Annotated in this window: 18 protein-coding genes; 2 read left to right on the forward strand and 16 right to left on the reverse strand. The window is 60.1% G+C overall.

Features of this window, described 5'->3' with window-relative positions; genetic code table 11:
* Nucleotides 1-160 precede the first annotated feature (160 nt).
* A complete protein-coding gene (locus HWQ15_RS10050; protein ID WP_063216472.1) occupies nt 161-2,440 on the forward strand; it encodes a hybrid sensor histidine kinase/response regulator in 2,280 nt (759 codons plus the stop codon).
* 69 nt (nt 2,441-2,509) lie between these two features.
* Complete coding sequence (gene yjdP, locus HWQ15_RS10055; protein ID WP_017382647.1) at nt 2,510-2,833, forward strand: DDRRRQL repeat protein YjdP; 324 nt, start codon at nt 2,510-2,512, stop codon at nt 2,831-2,833.
* Between the two features lie 55 nt (nt 2,834-2,888).
* Here yjdP and phnP read toward each other — a convergent pair whose 3' ends face one another.
* From phnP to HWQ15_RS10135, 16 genes are all read right to left on the reverse strand, one after another.
* Nucleotides 2,889-3,647 carry a phosphonate metabolism protein PhnP gene (gene phnP / locus HWQ15_RS10060; RefSeq protein ID WP_063149663.1) on the reverse strand — a complete coding sequence of 253 codons (759 nt, stop codon included), beginning with the start codon at nt 3,645-3,647 and terminating at the stop codon, nt 2,889-2,891.
* A gap of 9 nt (nt 3,648-3,656) precedes the next feature.
* The gene (phnO, locus tag HWQ15_RS10065) at nt 3,657-4,091 is read right to left on the reverse strand and encodes an aminoalkylphosphonate N-acetyltransferase (protein ID WP_022646777.1); all 435 of its coding nucleotides are present in this window, start codon (nt 4,089-4,091) and stop codon (nt 3,657-3,659) included.
* The gene (phnN, locus tag HWQ15_RS10070; RefSeq protein ID WP_032621424.1) at nt 4,084-4,635 is read right to left on the reverse strand and encodes a ribose 1,5-bisphosphokinase; all 552 of its coding nucleotides are present in this window, start codon (nt 4,633-4,635) and stop codon (nt 4,084-4,086) included. Before phnN ends, phnO begins: the two co-directional genes overlap by 8 nt.
* The gene (gene phnM, locus HWQ15_RS10075; protein ID WP_038415093.1) at nt 4,632-5,768 is read right to left on the reverse strand and encodes an alpha-D-ribose 1-methylphosphonate 5-triphosphate diphosphatase; all 1,137 of its coding nucleotides are present in this window, start codon (nt 5,766-5,768) and stop codon (nt 4,632-4,634) included. Before phnM ends, phnN begins: the two co-directional genes overlap by 4 nt.
* A complete protein-coding gene (gene phnL / locus HWQ15_RS10080; RefSeq protein ID WP_022646780.1) occupies nt 5,765-6,445 on the reverse strand; it encodes a phosphonate C-P lyase system protein PhnL in 681 nt (226 codons plus the stop codon). Before phnL ends, phnM begins: the two co-directional genes overlap by 4 nt.
* Nucleotides 6,446-6,701: 256 nt before the next feature.
* Nucleotides 6,702-7,457, reverse strand: coding sequence for a phosphonate C-P lyase system protein PhnK (phnK, locus tag HWQ15_RS10085; RefSeq protein ID WP_006177354.1), 756 nt, complete (start codon nt 7,455-7,457; stop codon nt 6,702-6,704).
* The gene (phnJ, locus tag HWQ15_RS10090; RefSeq protein ID WP_023299113.1) at nt 7,454-8,299 is read right to left on the reverse strand and encodes an alpha-D-ribose 1-methylphosphonate 5-phosphate C-P-lyase PhnJ; all 846 of its coding nucleotides are present in this window, start codon (nt 8,297-8,299) and stop codon (nt 7,454-7,456) included. The genes phnK and phnJ overlap by 4 nt, the downstream gene beginning before the upstream one ends.
* Entirely contained in the window at nt 8,292-9,356 is a 1,065-nt protein-coding gene (locus HWQ15_RS10095) for a carbon-phosphorus lyase complex subunit PhnI (protein WP_022646782.1), read from the reverse strand. Before HWQ15_RS10095 ends, phnJ begins: the two co-directional genes overlap by 8 nt.
* Nucleotides 9,356-9,940 carry a phosphonate C-P lyase system protein PhnH gene (gene phnH, locus HWQ15_RS10100; RefSeq protein ID WP_003860219.1) on the reverse strand — a complete coding sequence of 195 codons (585 nt, stop codon included), beginning with the start codon at nt 9,938-9,940 and terminating at the stop codon, nt 9,356-9,358. Before phnH ends, HWQ15_RS10095 begins: the two co-directional genes overlap by 1 nt.
* Nucleotides 9,937-10,389, reverse strand: coding sequence for a phosphonate C-P lyase system protein PhnG (phnG, locus tag HWQ15_RS10105; RefSeq protein ID WP_063149662.1), 453 nt, complete (start codon nt 10,387-10,389; stop codon nt 9,937-9,939). The genes phnH and phnG overlap by 4 nt, the downstream gene beginning before the upstream one ends.
* Entirely contained in the window at nt 10,390-11,115 is a 726-nt protein-coding gene (gene phnF, locus HWQ15_RS10110) for a phosphonate metabolism transcriptional regulator PhnF (protein WP_022646784.1), read from the reverse strand.
* A gap of 20 nt (nt 11,116-11,135) precedes the next feature.
* Entirely contained in the window at nt 11,136-11,915 is a 780-nt protein-coding gene (gene phnE, locus HWQ15_RS10115) for a phosphonate ABC transporter, permease protein PhnE (protein ID WP_022646785.1), read from the reverse strand.
* Nucleotides 11,916-12,030: 115 nt separating this feature from the next.
* Nucleotides 12,031-13,047 (reverse strand): phosphonate ABC transporter substrate-binding protein, encoded by a 1,017-nt coding sequence (gene phnD / locus HWQ15_RS10120; RefSeq protein ID WP_022646786.1) that lies wholly within the window; start codon nt 13,045-13,047, stop codon nt 12,031-12,033.
* A 23-nt stretch (nt 13,048-13,070) separates the two neighbouring features.
* On the reverse strand, nt 13,071-13,859 hold the full coding sequence (gene phnC, locus HWQ15_RS10125) for a phosphonate ABC transporter ATP-binding protein (RefSeq protein WP_003860210.1): 789 nt from the start codon (nt 13,857-13,859) through the stop codon (nt 13,071-13,073).
* Nucleotides 13,860-14,032: 173 nt separating this feature from the next.
* Nucleotides 14,033-14,464 (reverse strand): VOC family metalloprotein YjdN, encoded by a 432-nt coding sequence (yjdN, locus tag HWQ15_RS10130; protein WP_022646788.1) that lies wholly within the window; start codon nt 14,462-14,464, stop codon nt 14,033-14,035.
* Nucleotides 14,465-14,544: 80 nt separating this feature from the next.
* The gene (locus HWQ15_RS10135) at nt 14,545-14,880 is read right to left on the reverse strand and encodes a zinc ribbon domain-containing protein YjdM (RefSeq protein ID WP_022646789.1); all 336 of its coding nucleotides are present in this window, start codon (nt 14,878-14,880) and stop codon (nt 14,545-14,547) included.
* Nucleotides 14,881-15,207 lie beyond the last annotated feature (327 nt).

A 15,207-nucleotide genomic window follows, 5' to 3' on the forward strand; every position in this document is an offset into this window, starting at 1 on the left:
GATATCTGCACTTCATCACAGGCGCGTAAATGCAAAATGTCAGAAGCTGTTCATATTTGTCATAGTTATGAATAGCTAATCGCCATCACATTTTCCTTTTCCCTCTCCCTGTGGGAGAGGGCCAGGGTGAGGGCACCAATCCGCAGAGGAGCCCAAACCCATGTCTTCACGCCCCCCGTTCTTCACCAGCGCCCGCGGACGCCTGCTGATTTTTAATCTGCTGGTGGTCGCCGTCACGCTGATGGTCAGCGGTGTGGCGGTGCTCGGCTTTCGTCACGCCAGCCAGATCCAGGAGCAGGTCCAACAGCAAACGCTGGATGACATGACCGGCAGCATGAACCTCGCCCGTGATACCGCAAATGTGGCAACGGCGGCGGTGCGGCTGTCGCAGGTGGTCGGTGCGCTGGAGTACAAAGGCGAAGCCGAGCGGCTGAAACAGACGCAGATGGCGCTGCGCCACTCGCTGGATCAACTTGCCGATGCGCCGCTGGCGCAGCAGGAGCCGGCGCTGGTGGCGCGAATTATTCGCAGGAGTAATGAATTACAGCAGAGCGTGACGGGAATGCTGGAGCGCGGGCAAAAGCGGCATCTGGAGCGTAACGCGCTGCTCAGCTCGCTCTATCAAAGCCAAAGCTACCTGCGTCATTTGCAGGATATCAACCGCCGTTACGCGAGCAATGTGCCAGACGCCCGACAGCTTGCAGAGATGGACAGGCTGATCGTTGCCGCCATTGATACCCCTTCACCGCGCGCCACGGTGCAGCAGCTGGATGCAGTAACCGCGGGGTTATCCGCGAGCGCCCTGCAACCGGTGGCCAACCTGGTGCTCCCGGATTTTAATGATGAGCTGCGCAAGCTCGCACCACTGTCGACGCAGCTGGAGGAGAGCGAACTGTCCATCAGCTGGTACATGTTCCACATCAAGGCGCTGGTGGCGATATTAAACAGCGACATTAATCAGTACGTTGAACAGGTGGCGCAGGCTTCCCGGCTTCGCACGGCCCAGAGCCATCACGAGCTGCAATCCATCAGCGTGTTTATCAGCATCTTCGCGGTGCTGGCGCTGATCATCACCGGCTGTGCCTGCTGGTATATTTACCGCAATCTGGGCTCCAACCTGACGGCTATCTCAAGGGCGATGTCGCGTCTCGCTCACGGGGAGCAGGATGTGTCGGTGCCCGCGCTACAGCGGCGTGATGAGCTGGGGGAACTGGCGCGCGCGTTTAACGTTTTCGCCCGCAATACCGCTTCGCTGGAGCACACCACGCGGCTGCTGAAGGAGAAGACCTCACAGATGGAGGTTGACCGCATCGAACGTCAGGGGCTGGAGGAGGCGCTGCTGCACAGCCAGAAAATGAAGGCGGTCGGGCAACTGACGGGTGGCCTGGCGCATGATTTTAATAACCTGCTGGCGGTGATTATCGGCAGTCTGGAGCTGACCGATTCGGCATCACCGGACGCGCCGCGCATCACCCGTGCGCTTAAAGCCGCGGAACGCGGAGCCATGCTCACCCAGCGTCTGCTGGCCTTCTCGCGCAAGCAATCCCTGCATCCACATGCGGTAGAGATGAAGCCGCTGCTGGAGAACCTGAGTGAGCTGATGCGGCACTCGCTTCCCGCCACGCTGACGCTGGATATTGAAGCGCAAACCCCGGCCTGGCCCGCATGGATTGACGTCAGCCAGCTGGAAAACGCCATTATCAACCTGGTGATGAACGCCCGTGACGCAATGGAGGGGCAAAACGGTGTGATTAAAATTCGCACCTGGAACCAGCGTGTGACCCGCAGCGACGGGCGCAGGCAGGATATGGTCGCGCTGGAGGTGATTGACCACGGCTGCGGGATGTCGCAGGAGGTGAAATCGCAGGTCTTTGAACCGTTCTTCACCACCAAACAGACCGGCAGCGGCAGCGGGCTAGGGCTGTCGATGGTGTACGGCTTTGTGCGCCAGTCGGGTGGTCGCGTTGAGATCGAAAGCGCGCCGGGGCAGGGAACCACCGTGCGGCTCCAGCTGCCGCGCTCGACGCTGCCCGCGTTCTCCGGTGATGTCGTGCTGGCGACCACGGCCCCGGCAGAAAGTGAGCTGCTTGTGCTGGTCCTGGAAGATGAGGCGGGCGTGCGTCAGACCCTGTGCGAGCAACTGCACCAGCTTGGCTACCTGACGCTTGAAGCCGAAAACGGCGAGCAGGCGCTGAACATGCTGGACGCGTCGCCGGATATCGGTATGTTTATCAGCGACCTGATGTTGCCGGGCGGCCTGAGCGGTGCGGAGGTGATCGGCCATGTACGCAGCCACTATCCGCAGTTGCCGGTTCTGCTGATCAGCGGGCAGGATTTGCGCCCGGCGCATAACCCGCAGCTGCCGGACGTTCCGTTACTGCGAAAACCGTTCACCCGCGCACAGCTGGCGCAGGCGCTGCGCAAGGTGATGGTAATTTGAGATTCCTCCGCTACTCCCGCTAACAGCCAGTCATTACTTTAAGGCCAGTTCACCTGCGAGTCTGGCCTTATGAAACGTTACTCTACCGCTCTGTTATTGGGTCTGCTGACTTTAACCAGCCAACTGGCGCATGCCGATGTGATTGATGATGCTATTGGCAATATTCAGCAGGCGATCAACGACGCCTATAACCCCGGCAGCAGCCGTAATGACGATGACGACGATCGTTACGATCGCAGCCGTCAAACCGACAGCCGCCAGTACGACGATCGTCGCCGGCAGTTAGAAGACCGACGCCAGCGCTTAGACGAGCGTCAGCGGCAGCTGGATGACGACCGGCGTCGGTTAGAGGAGGATGAGCGCCGGTTAGAGGATGATTACGATCGGTGGTAAACCCCGGTATCGCAACGCGTAGGCCGGGTAAGGCGCAGCCGCCACCCGGCAAAACCTAATCCAGCACCAGTACCATCCCGTCATACCCCGCTTCAATGCCGGACGGCAGCGGGTTATCCATCATCCACACGTCAAACTGATGGCTGATATGCGTCAGGATCACCTGCGGACAGCCAATCACCTCGTTCAGCGCAATCACCGTATTCAAATCACAGTGGTTGCGCGGCGTCTCCTGGCGCGGTTCATGGCTACAGTCAATAATCATCGCCTGCGGCTGATTATTTAGCAGAAACGTCACCGTTTTATCCGGTAGCCCGGCGGTATCAGAAAGCCACGCCACGCGACTGTGGGCGGACTCCAGCAGATAGCCAAATGTGAGTTTTGAATGGTTGAGCGGCAGCGGCGTGACCCGCAAGCCCTGAAGTTCAAACGTCACAAACGGCTCTACCATGTGGCTGAAATCCAGAAGGCCCGGATGTTTGAACAGGTCGTCACAGCCTGCGTCGTCCGGCGGACCGTAAACCGGAATGGTCGCTCCCACGCCCCAGCGCAGAGGAAACAGCCCCTGAACGTGATCCATATGATAGTGGGTAAGCAAAAACTGCCTGAAACTCCCTGCGGGCCAGTCGTCCATCAGGTGTGGAATACCTGCGTCCAGCAAGGTGACCGCATCGTTGAATTTCACCGCCGCGCTGCAGGGGCGACGGCGATAATTTTCCTGTAAACGCGCCCGTCGGCACGCCGCGCAGTCGCAGCCAAACACCGGCACCAGCTGCGCCCCTCCCGTTCCTGTTAGCGTGATCGTCAGACTCATAACGCACCTCTACAGCGGTTTGGTGAAGCGGAAATGGCTTTGCGTATACCCTTCACGAACATAAAAACGGTGCGCGTCCACGCGCTTCACGCTGGTGGAAAGCTCGGTCAGCTCGGCGCCTGCCTGGCGTGCGATCTCCTCTGCCCAGGCCAGCAACTGGCTGCCCACTTTTAATCCGCGCGCCTGCGGCATCACCACCAGCTCCTGGATCTCGCCGATCCAGCGGGCGTGGTGCAGGTGAAACTGCATGTGCAGGCCGATCATCCCGATGATCTTCCCGTCGAGCTCGGCCAGCTGGTAGCGCATATTGTGATCCTGCAAGTTGGCCAGATACCCGGCGTGAAACGCCTGATGATCGAACTCGGCCTGCTTAAGTTCGCAGATCAGAGCGTAAACTATCGGCGCATCGTCGGCGGTGGCGGGGCGAAGCTGGCAGTCAGGCATGCTGTTTCTCCTTCTGGCGAATAAGCGATAGAAAGGTCTCGACTGACTGTAGCAAACTTCCGTCGTTATTGAGGAGATGGCAACCCGACGGGGTGTAGCGCGCCGCCCGTTCCAGCCGCTGGTCGATCTCGCGTGCGTTTTCGCGCCCCCGCTTTTGCAGCCGGCTACGCAGAACCTCCGGGGAAACCTGCAAACAGACCGGGAGCAGCGCCGCTTCGTACCGGGCGCGAGCCTGCGGGAGATGCGCCCGTGAGCCGTTAACCAGCACGTCGAACCCCGCGTGCAGCCAGAGGTCGATCTCAATGCCGACGCCATAGTAGTAACCGTTGGCATGCCAGCTTAGCGCCAGCAGGTTTTGTCCGGCGCGGGTAAAAAACTCCTGCTCGCTCAGGGCGATATGGTTTTCGCTTCCGGCGTTGGCATCGCGCGTGATATAGCGGTGCGCCACCAGCAGCTGTGAGTGTTCCCGCTGCCGTAACGCCGACAGCAGGCTGTCCTTCCCGGAGCCGGACGGGCCCATTAACCAGATGAGTCTTCCCATCAGAACACCCTTTTTCCCTGACGCCAGACGTGGTCGATATGAATATGCTCGCCCTTACGGTGCGCCAGCACCAGATCGGCCCGTTTCCCCTCGGCAATTTCCCCGCGATCGTGAAGATTAAGCGCCGAGGCCGGGTTTTTCGTCACCAGACGAATTGCCTGCGGCAGCGTGAAGCTATTGCCTTCGTCGTCCGCGACGCGGAAGGCCGCGTCCAGCAGGCTGGCGGGGTAATAGTCAGATGAGAGGATATCCAGCAGGCCGAGGGAGGCGAGCTTGCTTGCCGCCACGTTGCCGGAGTGTGACCCGCCGCGCACGATGTTCGGCGCACCCATTAGCACGTTCATGCCATGCTTACGCGATGCCTCTGCCGCCTCGAACGTGGTGGGAAATTCGGCGATCACGCTCCCAAGCTGGTGGGATTCGCGAACATGGTCGTGCGTGGCATCATCATGGCTGGCCAGGGCAATATTACGGTCACGGCACATCGCGGCAATGGAGAGACGATTCGGCTGCGACCACCGCGCCGCAAGCTGGAGCTGCTCTTCTTCATAGCGCGCCATCTCGGCATCATTGAGCGCGTATTTGCCCTGATAGTATTCGCGATACTTTTCAATGTTGGCGAACTGGCGCTGCCCCGGCGAGTGATCCATCAGGGAAACCAGCGAGACCGGCTCGCGGCCCACCAGCTTTTCAAACAGCGGCAGGGTAGTGTGGTGCGGCAGCTCGCAGCGCAGGTGCAGGCGGTGCTCGGCGCGGTTGAGGCCGCGCTTTTGCGTCTCCTCCACGGCGTTGATCATCTTCTCCAGGTTCTCCAGCCGATCGCCGCCGTCGCGCACGTCGCCGATCGCCACCGCGTCCAGCACCGTGGTGATGCCGCTGGCGACCATCAGCGCGTCGTGGCTGCTCATCGCTGAATGCGCGGGCCAGTCGACCTTCGGGCGGGGCGTGAAAAATTTATCAAGATTATCGGTATGCAGCTCAATCAGCCCCGGCAGCAGCCAGCCGCCTTCGCCATCCATCGCGTCCGGTGAGCGGCTCTGGGTTTCAGCAAACGCGCGGATGACACCGTCCCGGACCTCAACCGAGCCGTTCACGACCTCATTTTCCAGTACCAGCCTGACGTTATTGATAATCATACGTTTGTCCCCATCGGGTGCAGTCTGTCCGCCACGCGATGGCGTACGGCGTCGTCGTGGAAGATCCCGACGATCGCCGCGCCGCGCGCTTTGGCCTGTTCGATCAGTTCCATCACCGCTGCGCTGTTCTTACTGTCGAGCGAGGCGGTGGGTTCATCCAGGAGTAAAATCGGGTAATCGACGATAAAGCCGCGGGCGATGTTCACGCGCTGCTGTTCGCCGCCGGAAAAGGTCGACGGGGCGAGGTGCCACAGACGCTCCGGTACGTTGAGACGCGTCAGCAGGCTGGCGGCTTTAGCGGCGCAGGTTTCGCGCGGCACGCCGAGATCCAGCAGGGGCTGCATGACCACGTCCAGGGCAGAGATCCGCGGGATCACCCGCAGGAACTGGCTGACCCAGCCGATCGTCGAGCGGCGTACTTCCAGCACCTTGCGCGCGGGAGCCTGGACCAGATCGACCCATTCATTGTTATGGCGGATATGGATATGGCCTTCGTCCGGCAGGTAGTTGGCATACAGGGAGCGCAGCAGGGTGGATTTTCCGCTGCCGGAATGGCCATGCAGCACCACGCATTCGCCGTTGCTGACCTCTAATGAGGCATTTTGCAGTACCGGCAGGCGGACACCGTTTTGCTGGTGGAGCACAAAGGTTTTACTGACATTTTCAACGTGGATCATTTTTGCCTCGCGATTCGTTTTGCCGGGTGGCGGCTTCGCCTTACCCGGCCTACGGGTGCGGTGTTCGTTTTGCCGGGTGGCGGCTTCGCCTTACCCGGCCTACGGGTGCGGTGTTCGTTTTGCCGGGTGGTGGCTTCGCCTTACCCGGCCTACGGGTGCGGTGTTCGTTTTGCCGGGTGGTGGCTTCGCCTTACCCGGCCTACAGGTGCGCTGTTCGTAGGCCGGGTAAGCGCAGCGCCACCCGGCAACAGCGCCCTCAATTCTGCAACACCGACGACACCAGCAGCTGGGTGTACGGATGATGCGGATCGTCGAGCACGCGGTCGGTCAGCCCACTTTCCACCACCTGACCCTGCTTCATCACCAGAAGACGGTCCGCCAGCAGGCGCGCGACGCCTAAATCATGGGTGACAATCACCACCGCCAGGTTCAGCTCCACCACCAGGCCGCGCAGCAGGTCGAGCAGGCGAGCCTGCACGGATACGTCCAGCCCGCCGGTCGGTTCGTCCATAAACACCAGCTTCGGATGGGTGACGAGATTGCGGGCAATCTGTAAACGCTGCTGCATGCCGCCGGAGAAGGTGGTCGGCAGGTCGTCGATGCGCGAGGCGGGGATTTCAACTTCCTCCAGCCAGTGCTGCGCCGTGGCGCGGATATTGCCGTAGTGGCGTGCGCCGGTGGCCATCAGCCGTTCGCCGATGTTGCCTCCCGCTGACACCTGACGGCGCAGGCCGTCCATCGGGTGCTGATGCACCACGCCCCACTCGGTGCGCAGCAGGCGGCGGCGCTCGGCTTCGCTCATGCCGTACAGCGATGCGCCCTCATACAAAATGTCGCCATTCTGCGGCGTCAGGCGCGCGGAGATGGACTTCAGCAGGGTGGTTTTACCGGAGCCGGACTCGCCGACAATGCCCAGCACTTCGCCCGGCCACAGCTCAAACGACACGTCGCTAAAGCCTTTGCCCGGCGCATAAAGGTGAGTCAGGTTGTTAACCGAAAGCAGCGGTTTCATTGGCTGTTCGCCTCGCTCTGTTGGCGGCAGTAATCGGTGTCGGAGCAGACAAACATCCGTTTGCCCGTGTCGTCCAGCACCACTTCATCCAGATAGCTGTGTTTGGATCCGCAGATGGCGCACGGCTCGTCCCACTCCTGCACCGTAAACGGGTGATCGTCGAAATCCAGGCTCTCTACGCGGGTAAACGGCGGTACGGCGTAGATGCGTTTTTCACGTCCGGCACCAAAAAGTTGCAGGGCGGGCATCATGTCCATCTTCGGGTTATCGAATTTCGGGATCGGCGACGGGTCCATCACGTAGCGGCCGTTCACCTTCACCGGATAGGCGTAGGTGGTGGCGATATGGCCGAAGCGGGCGATGTCCTCATACAGTTTGACCTGCATGATCCCGTACTCTTCCAGGGCGTGCATGGTGCGGGTTTCGGTTTCCCGCGGCTCGATAAAGCGCAGCGGCTCCGGGATCGGCACCTGGAAAATCAAAATCTGATCTTCCGTCAGCGGGGTTTCCGGGATGCGGTGACGGGTCTGGATCAGCGTCGCGTCTTCGGTTTTTTCAGTGGTGTTGACGCCCGTTACGCGCCTGAAGAAGTTGCGGATCGACACGGCGTTGGTGGTGTCGTCTGCCCCCTGGTCGATGACCTTCAGCACGTCCGCTTCGCCAATCACGCTGGCGGTGATTTGAATACCGCCGGTGCCCCAGCCGTAGGGCATCGGCATTTCGCGGCCGCCGAACGGCACCTGGTAGCCGGGGATCGCCACAGCCTTAAGGATGGCGCGGCGGATCATGCGTTTAGTTTGCTCGTCCAGATAGGCAAAGTTGTAGCCGCTTAAGTTAGCCATTGGCGCGCTCCCGTTGCAGGCGTTTCAGCAGTTCCAGTTCGGCCTGGAAATCGACGTAGTGCGGCAGCTTGAGGTGCGAGACAAAGCCCGCGGCCTCAACGTTATCCGCGTGGGCCAGCACGAACTCTTCGTCCTGTGCCGGGCCTGCAATATGCTCGCCGTAGTCCGGCGCCTGGAGCGCACGGTCAACCAGCGCCATCGCCATCGCCTTGCGCTCGCTCAGGCCATACACCAGCCCGTAGCCGCGGGTAAAGTGTGGATCTTCATTTTCTGGCGCGACAAAACCGTTGACCATTTCGCACTCGGTCATCAGCAGTTCGCCGATGTTCACCGCAAACCCCAGCTCTTCTGGCACAATTTCGACATCGAGATAGCCGCTGCGGATCTCTGCCGCGAACGGGTGGTTGCGCCCGTAGCCGCGCTGCGTGGAGTAGGCCAGCGCCAGCAGATAGCCTTCGTCGCCGCGCATCAGCTGTTGCAGACGGGACGAGCGCGAACAGGGATAGACCGGCGGCGTGCGGGTGATGTCATCCGGTGTGCTGCCGGTGTCTTCTTCCGCCTTCGCCAGCCCCTGGTTTGCCAGCAGGCTAAAGACGTGCGGGGAGGCGTCTTGTTCAGCATCAGAGGCGCTGAGCTGCGGTGTTTCACCGTTTGCCAGCAGAGCGAAGTCCATCAGACGATGGGTGTAGTCGTAGGTGGGGCCAAGCAGCTGGCCGCCAGGAATATCTTTATACACCGCAGAAATACGGCGCTCTAAACGCATTTCCGCCGTATTTACCGGCTCGCTCACCGCCAGCTTCGCAAGCGTTGTGCGGTAAGCGCGCAGCAGGAAGATGGCTTCCACGTTATCGCCGCTGGCCTGTTTCAGCGCCAGTGCCGCCAGCTCACGGTCCGCGATGCCGCCTTCGGTCATCACGCGGTCGACGGCCAGGTTTAACTGCTGTTCAATCTGGGCGACGCTCAGCTCGGGAAGAGCGTCATCCCCCCGGCGTCTGTGCGCCTGCAAGGCATGGGCGGCGGCGATCGCCTTCTCGCCCCCTTTGACGGCAACGTACATCAGCACACCTCCACGTGAGTGGTTCGCGGGATCGCCAGCAGGCGCTCGCCGCAGGTCAGGATCAGGTCGATACCGAGCGGGAACGGATGCGGGCGCTCGGTCAGCTCATGAATGATGCACTCCGGCAGCTGGGGGGCGACCATCCGCTCGTCGGCGATGCCTGCACCCGTCAGGCGAAGCATGCGACCACCGCTCAGGCTGGAGACCTGCAAAATCAGCGTGGCGCTGGTTTCCGGTGCGACGGCGCTGCCTTCGCTCAGGGCGTTAAGCTGCTCGTGGCTGATTTGCTCGTCTGCCACGGCGAAGACCGCCTGCTGGGGCTGCTCGACCAGCGGCGCGTTGGTATGAAAGCGCAGGTTCTGGCTGGCGATATCGTTCAGCAATGCCCCTGACAGCCATACCGGCGTGTCGTTGTCCGCCAGCGTCAGCAGCACGCTGGTAGAGGCGAGATTCAGCGGCAGCCAGCCCTGCGAAAGCTGGTGCAGCGAGACGATCACGCCGGGCTCGCTCATGGCTTTCAGCAGGCGACGGAAACTCTGTTGGGCATCCTGGACGGCCAGGGTAAAGGCAGGTTGAAGCGTCATGCGTTGTCTCCGCGAACGAGCGTAAAGAAGTCGACCCGGCTGGTATTCACTTCGGCCTGACGCGCGGCAAGGCGTGCGGCGCGGTCAGCTTCCAGCGGGGCAATAAGGGTTTCCATTAAGGTCTGAAAATGCGGCTGTTCCTGTAAAAGCGCGTCGATCACGGCGCAGCGCTCGGCGTGTGTTTTGTCGCGCCCAAGTACGTAGCCGTAGCCCAGCGTGCCGCTGCTCAGGCGGATCACCGCGCGGGTGAGGGTGGCATCGCCGGCGAAGAAGCGCTCGCCGGTGCCGCCCATGCGTGCCTGGATCTGCACCAGGCCGATCTCCGGCGCGCGGATCGTGTCGTAGTCCGGCGTCAGGCCGAGCGCGTTCATGCGGGCAGCCAGCGCAGCAGGCTGGCTGTGGGCCAGCACGCGCATCCAGCGCTGACGAGGGGAGGTGTCGAAGTGCATTCAGTGCTCCATGGTAAATTCAATCATGTCGGCGCGGGTCAGGCTGACGGAGTATTCCGTTGCGTTGACGTCGCCGTCACGGTGGTTGAGGGTGCGCACGCAGAGCAGCGGGGCCATGTTGGGGATCTCCAGCACCTTGCTCTCTTTAGCCTGCGCGCGGCGGGCGCTGATGCGCGTCTGGGTGCGTTTGAGCGCGATACCCGTCGCCTCCTGAAGAAAATCATGCAGGGAACCGCTGGCGAAATGTTGCAGCACGGGCCAGAGGGAGAGGTCCGCGAAGTAGTGGTCGATCTGACAGACCGCCACGCCGTTCACCCGGCGCAACGTGCGCAGGTGAACGACGTTGTCGCCCTCCTGAATCCCCAGCGCGTCCGCTACGTGGCGGGAGGCCGGGCGCAGGACAGACAGCAGCTTTTCGCTGGTGGGGTGGCTGCCCTGATCGAGCAGGTTCTGGCTAAAACGCGCCTGGGCATTGAGCGGGTAGTCAAACGGGCGCATCAGCACCAGCACGCCGACGCCCTGACGACGCTGGACCCAGCCGCGTTCCACCAGCTGATCGATGGCGCGACGCAGGGTGTGGCGATTCACTTCGTAGCGGTCGGCAAGCTGCTGCTCGGCGGGCAGGTAGTCGCCGCACCGATAGTGCGTGCGCAGCTCCACTTCGAGCTTTGCCGCAATCTCTTGCCAGCGGGTAGGATAACTGGTCGGATGTCTGGATAAGTGCATACCAATCAAAGCCTCGCTTCTCAGATGAAGTGCTTACGCAAGCGTTGAGAGAGGAAATCCAGCAGGCTGACGGTGACGATGATAAGCACCATCAATGCGCAGGTTTGCTGGAACTGGAAACCGCGAATCGCTTCCCACAGGGTGACGCCAATACCGCCTGCGCCCACCATGCCGACCACGGTGGCGGAGCGAACGTTGGACTCGAAGCGGTATAGCGAATAGGAGATGAGCAGCGGCATGACCTGCGGCAGGACGCCGTAGAGGATCTCTTCGATTTTGTTCGCGCCGGTTGCGCGGATGCCTTCCACCGGGCCGGGCTCGATGGCTTCAACCGCTTCGGAGAGCAGCTTGGAGAGTACGCCGGTGGTGTGGATGAACAGCGCCATCACGCCAGCGAACGGACCCAGGCCGACGGCGACCACGAACAGCATCGCAAAGACCATTTCGTTGATGGCGCGACAGGCGTCCATCAGGCGACGCATCGGCTGGTAGATCCACCACGGCACGATGTTTTCGGCGCTCATCAGGCCAAACGGAATGGAGAGGATCACGGCGAGGGCGGTGCCCCAGACGGCGATTTGCAGGGTGGTGGCCATTTCACTGAGGTAGTCCTGCCACTGGCTGAAGTCAGGTGGGAAGAAGTCGGCGGCGAAGGTCGCCATGTTGCCCGAGTCCCTGAAGAGCAGCAGCGGATCCATCTCCGCGCCCTTCCAGGAGATAACGAGCACCGCCAGCAGAACGGCCCAGCTTATGAGCGAGAACCAGCTGCGCTTTGGCGGCGGGAGGGTGATGGTTTGCATGTTGGCTCCTTAATCTGTTCTCCCTCTCCCTGTGGGAGAGGGCCGGGGTGAGGGCATCAGCGTGCGCCTTTCCCCCTCACCCTAACCCTCTCCCTTGAGGGAGAGGGGACTTGAGTTACTGCACCGCTTTATTCACGCTGGTCATCGCGCCGAGCGCGGCGGTCAGGCGGTCGAGATCGTCCAGCTGCGCCTGAATTTCCGACACTTTGCTGGTCTTCTCTTCTTCCTTCAGACCTTTGTTGTCCTTCACGCCCTGCATCTGTTTAAACAGCGCCAGCTGGCGAATCGGCACCAGCTGCAAATCGCTGGACGCGCGGAACGGTGCCCAGCCCAGGTGCGCCAGCACCGCTTTCTCTTCCGGCGTTTTGCCGTAGTTCATAAAGAAGTCGTAGACCTTGTCTTTGGTGCTTTCGGAGAGGTTTTTACGCCACACGATCGGGTCGCCCGGGATCAATGGCGATTTCCAGATCACCTTCAGCGCTTTCAGCTTGTCCGGCGCGGAGGTCTTCAGCTTGTCGAGGTTTTCAGTGTTGTTGGTGGCAACGTCTACCTGCTTGTTCGCTACGGCCAGGGCGTTGGTTTCGTGGCTGGCGTTGACCGTGCGCTTGAAGTCGCTGGCGGAGATGTTGTTTTTCGCGAAGACGTAGTAACCCGGGACGAGGAAGCCGGATGTAGAATTCGGGTCGCCGTTACCAAAGGTCAGCTCTTTGCGTTTGGCGAGCATATCGTTGAGGTTGTTGATCGGGCTGTCTTTGTTAACGATCAGCACGCTCCAGTAGCCCGGGGAGCCGTCTGCTGCAACGGTCTGGGCAAAGACCTGGCCGTTGGCGCGATCTACCGCTTCCATGGCAGAGAGGTTGCCGTACCACGCGATGTCGACTTTGTTGAAGCGCATTCCCTGGATAATGCCCGCGTAGTCCGGGGCGAAGAAGGCGTTCACTTTGATCCCCAGTTTGGTTTCCATATCTTTCAGGAACGGTTCCCACTGCGGCTTCAGGTTTTGCTGTGATTCCGTTGAAATGATGCCAAAGTTCAACGCTTTTTCCTGTTCCTCTGCCCAGGCCGGGCTTAACAGGGTGCTGATGCTGAACATGCTGGTGAAGGCCAGCGCGGCAACGGCTTTGTAGTTCATTTCCATTCCTCGTTATCGGGGCGTTAAGCAGCCTGCGCGCGTTCTTCGACGCGGTTTACGCTGCGGTAGAGATGATCAAAACGTTCGTTATCAAACTGATGGCTGGCGCCATCGAAGAACACGTGGCCCTGACGCAGGGCGACGATGCGCTCGCAGTAGCGCAGGGCGTAATCCACCTGATGCAGCGTCACCACCACGGTGATGCCGTCGTTCTGGTTGATGTCGCGCAGGGTTTCCATCACGATGCGGGCCGATTCCGGATCCAGCGAGGCGATAGGCTCATCGGCCAGAATGATTTTGGCTTTCTGCATCAGGGCGCGGGCGATGGCGACGCGCTGCTGCTGTCCGCCGGAGAGCGTTGAGACGCGCTGGTGGGCAAAATGCGCCATGCCGACGCGGGTCAGCGCCTGTAAGGCTTCTTGTTTCTGGGAAGGGGAGAACCAGCGCAGGCAGGTGCGCCAGAACGGGGTGCTGCCGAGCGCGCCAATCAGCACGTTCTCGAGCACCGTCAGGCGGTTCACAAGGTTGAACTGCTGAAAGATATAGCCCGTCTGCGCGCGGCTTTTGCGAATATCGCTCGCCAGACGCCCCGCATGCTGCACAGTGTTACCCAGCAGCTCGACGCGGCTTTCCGGCGTTTTGTCACAGGTAATGAGGCCGCTTAAGTGACGAAGAAGGGTGGATTTTCCTGAACCGGATGGCCCCAGCAGCGCCACCATTTCGCCCTGCTGGACGGTCAGATCAACGGCATGCAGCGCCTTGTTGTGATGGAAGGTTTTGCTCAGTTTCTCGACGCGAATGACAGTTTGCATGTGCTGGGCCTCACGATAAATGTGGCCTCATGCTGGCGCATCAATATGACATTCAGGTTAAGTGTTGGTTGCGGGAGTTTGAAGAGTTGAGGGGGATTTGATGACAATCACCGTAGGCCCGGTCAGCGCAGCGCCACCGGACGCTGTTGCCGGATGCGCTGCGCTCATCCAGCCTACGATTTAACGACGTTAATCATCCACGGCACGCCGTATTTGTCGGTTACAGTGCCGAATCCGTGCGCCCAGAAGGTCTCCTGCCAGGCCATTTCAATATTGCCGCCATCGGCGAGGTTGTCGAACCAGCGCTTGCCTTCCGACACATCCTGGGTGTCGAGCACCAGTGTGAAACCCGCGTATTGCGCGCTGCTGCCAGGCGGTATCCCGTCGCTCATCATAATGTCGCTGCCCGCGATGCGGACGTTAGAGTGGGCGATGGCGGTATCCGGAAAGTTCATGCCGGACGGACAGCCTTCTTCGCTGTTTTCGTCTTTAGGCATTTCGCCGAAGGTGATTTTGTAGAGGAGTTCTGCGCCGACGGCCTGCTGATAGAAGGCGGTGGCCTCCGCACAGTTGCCAGCGAAAGAGATGTAGGGACTTAACGGCATAATCTTTACCTCACGTAAGAAAAGCCCGTTAAGTGTAGTTCCCGAACGCCCGGTAAGCGAAGCGTCACCGGGCGGGTCAATCAGTTCTTTTTCACGAACTCAGATTTCAGTTTCATCGGACCGAAGCCGTCAATTTTGCAATCGATATTATGATCGCCTTCAACAAGACGGATGTTTTTCACTTTGGTACCAATCTTCAGCATGGAAGAACTGCCTTTTACCTTCAGATCTTTCACAACGGTAACGCTGTCGCCGTCTGACAGCAGGTTGCCGTTCGCGTCTTTCACAATCAGCGTATCGCTGTCCTGCGCAGGCTCCGCATCGTTCCATTCATGGGCGCATTCCGGGCAAACGAACATGCCATTGTCTTCATAGGTGTATTCAGAATTGCATTTCGGGCAGTGTGGAAGTTGCATGTTGGTATCCTCAAAAGTGTTAACACGCTGGAAAACGCCAGCTAAATGACGGCAGTGTGCCGAAAAAGGCAGCGAGTATAACGCAAATCCCCACTTTTGTCGGTGATATTGTTTTAGAAAAATAGCGCAAAAATGCGTAAAAGATGACACGAACTGTCAGTGAATTAAGGGAAGCTTATGCCCTGCACGGCAGTGATCGTTATGATGATAAATATATCGAATATTTTATTACAGCAAATTGCTACGCTGTGCCATTTCGGATAAGGTGAAGGAACAAGCCGTTATTTATCTATCCTTTCTGATGCTATACATCTTTTGGTGTCAGGG

The sequence above is a fragment of the Enterobacter sp. DSM 30060 genome, assembly GCF_013375955.1.
In the GTDB taxonomy this organism is placed as follows: Bacteria; Pseudomonadota; Gammaproteobacteria; order Enterobacterales; family Enterobacteriaceae; genus Enterobacter; species Enterobacter intestinihominis.